Source organism: Kitasatospora putterlickiae (genome assembly GCF_039527695.1).
Taxonomy (GTDB): Bacteria; Actinomycetota; Actinomycetes; order Streptomycetales; family Streptomycetaceae; genus Kitasatospora; species Kitasatospora putterlickiae.
Window position 1 is genome coordinate 10272 of the sequence record NZ_BAAAKJ010000295.1, and the last position, 2627, is coordinate 12898.

At 75.4% G+C, this 2627-nt stretch carries 2 protein-coding genes; one reads left to right on the top strand and one right to left on the bottom strand.

Annotation, left to right across the window (positions count from 1 at the left end; translation table 11 throughout):
* The coding region (gene helR, locus ABD308_RS28660) for an RNA polymerase recycling motor ATPase HelR (RefSeq protein WP_344340601.1) at positions 1 to 1397 on the bottom strand (1397 nt) is incomplete at its 3' end.
* 324 nt (positions 1398 to 1721) lie between these two features.
* Between helR and ABD308_RS28665 the strand changes: the two genes are divergently transcribed.
* The coding region (locus tag ABD308_RS28665) for an ROK family transcriptional regulator (RefSeq protein WP_344340606.1) at positions 1722 to 2627 on the top strand (906 nt) is incomplete at its 3' end.

The following is a 2627-nucleotide window of genomic DNA, read 5'->3' on the forward strand; positions in this document are numbered from 1 at the left end:
TCCGGGTCGCCGAGCCGCTGGCGGGCCGCGTCCAGGATCGGCAGGTCGGACACCGTCCAGGCCCGCGCCTCGGCGCGCCGCAGCCGGCGCGCCTCCTCGGGGGCGAGCCACGGGGCGCAGAGCCGCAGATAGGCGGGCACCGTCCACAGGTCGCCGACCACGTCGGCGGCCTCCAGCAGCGGCCAGGCGCGGTGCAGGGTGGCGACCAGCTCCTCGTCCCGCCGCAGCGAGCGCAGGAAGGCCTCGACCGGGATCTCCTCGCCGCCGTCCAGTTTCGCCAGCAGCAGTTCGGCCAGCTCCGCCCACACCTGCTCGCGTGCCTCGTTGTGCGGGGTGCCCGGATCGGGCGCCTCGAAGGCCTCGGCCCAGTCGTCGGCGCTCAGCCAGAGGTCCTCCCAGTCCGTCGAGACGGTCATCCCCTCGGTCGGCGGCTCCTCGTAGATCCGCACGGCCTTCTCCACCGCGCGGACCATGTCCGCCGAGGCCTTCAGCCGGGCCACCTCCGGATCGCTCTCGACCGTCGCGTCCGCGCCCTCGGCGACCAGGTCCCGCACCGTGCAGGTCCGCACGCCCTCCTCGCCGAGGCTGGGCAGCACGTCGGAGACGTAGTCCAGGTAGGGCTGGTGCGGGCCGACGAACAGCAGGCCGCCCCGGCGGTGGCCGAGCCGGGGGTCGGAGTAGAGCAGGTACGCGGCCCGGTGCAGGGCGACCACCGTCTTGCCGGTGCCGGGACCGCCGTCGACGACGAGTGCGCCGCGCGAGCCGGCCCGCACGATGGCGTCCTGGTCCGCCTGGATGGTGGCCAGCACGTCCCGCATCCGTGCCGAGCGGCTGCCGCCGAGGGTGGCGATGAACGCGGACTGGTCGTCGAGGGCGGCGTGTCCCTCCAGGCCCTCGGCGGCGAACACCTCGTCCCAGTAGTCGGTGATCCGCCCGTCCGTCCAGCGGTAGCGGCGGCGGCTGGCCAGGCCCATCGGGTCGGCGTGCGTCGCGGCGAAGAACGGCTCGGCGGCGGGCGAGCGCCAGTCGAGCAGCAGCCGGCGGCCCTCGCTGTCGGTCAGGCCGAGCCGGCCGATGTACACCGGCGCGCCGCTGCCGTCCGCGCCGCCGTCGGCCGGGACGATGCGGCCCAGGCACAGGTCCAGGCCGAAACGGCGCAGCGCGCGCAGGCGGCCGGTCAGGCGGTGGACCTCAAGGTCCCGGTCCATCGCGGCCCGTCCGGCACCGCCGGGCGCCCGCCGCGCGACGTCGAGACGGTCGGAGACCTCGGCGATCGACCGCTCCAGGCTCTCCGCGACGGCGGCGAAGTGCCGCTCGTCCTGGGCGACCAGCGCCGGGTCGGCCTTGGCGGAGAGGCGGTCGGGGAGGTTGAACGCGCTGGTGGCGAGGGAGGTCATGGCAGTGGCTCCGGTCCGGGATCGCGACAGGGGGGAAGGCACTCGTGAAACTCCCAAAGGGGCTGGTTCCGGCTTAGGTCGACGATTGTGCGCCAGGACCGGGGCCTTGCGGCAAGACCCCCCATGCGCTATAGCTTGAGAGTGGCAAGAGGAGTGTGACGTCCTACCGCTCCTGCCTTCCCCCTCCTTACCTGAGCCGGCCTGCGGGCGAAACCCGCCGGTGAGCGGCGTGACGACCGGTCATACTGTCTGAATGCCCGGGCCCGGGCGGCGACCCGCGCGCCGACCCGGCACCCGGGACCGCACCCGAGACCGGAGGACCCGATGAGCCGCGACCTGCCGACCACCGTTCCGCCGGTCCCCGCGCCGGCGCAGCCGTGGAACCGGCAGCGGCTGCGCAGCAACAACGAGTGGCTGCTGCTCGAACGGCTGCGCCTCGGCGGCCCGTCCTCACGCGCCCAGCTCGCCCGCGACACCGGCCTGTCCAAGCCCACCGTGTCCACCGCCCTGGCCGCCCTCGAACACGCCGGGCTGGCCCGCGAGGCCGGGCGGTTCATCCCCGAGCGCGGTCGCGCCGCCGTCCTGTACGAGCCAGACCCGTGCGCCGGGCACGTGCTCGGCGTCGACATCGGCCGGGCCCGGCTGCGGGTCGCCGTCGCCGACCTCGCCGGGGACATCGTGGCCCGCCGCGACATCCCCAACGAGGGGCGGACGGCGAACGCGGTCGCCGACGCCGTGGTCGCCGCCGCCCAGGAGGCCACCACCGAGGCCGGCCTGACGGCGGCGGACATCGTGCACGCGGTGATCGGCACGCCCGGCGTCTGGGACGAGCAGCGGCGCGGCGTGCGGTACGCCACCAGCCTGCCGGGTTGGGGCAGACCGGGGCTGTTCGACCGGATCGCGGACGGACTGGCCACCACGATCACCGTCGGCAACGACGCCAACCTCGCCGCGCTCGGCGAGTACACGCTCGGCGAGGGCCGGGGGAGCGGCAGCCGGATGTTCGCCTACGTGCTCGTCGGCACCGGGCTCGGCGTGGGCGTGGTCAAGGACGGCGAGCCCCTGGTCGGCGCGCACGGCGCGCTGGGCGAGGTCGGCCTGGTCCCGCTCCCGCCGCACCCCGGCGGCACGCCGGGCGGCACCATCGAGCAGGCCGCGGCGGCCGACGCCATCGTCCGCACGGCCCTGGAGCTCGGCATGACCGGCCCGCTGACGGCCAAGGAGGTCTTC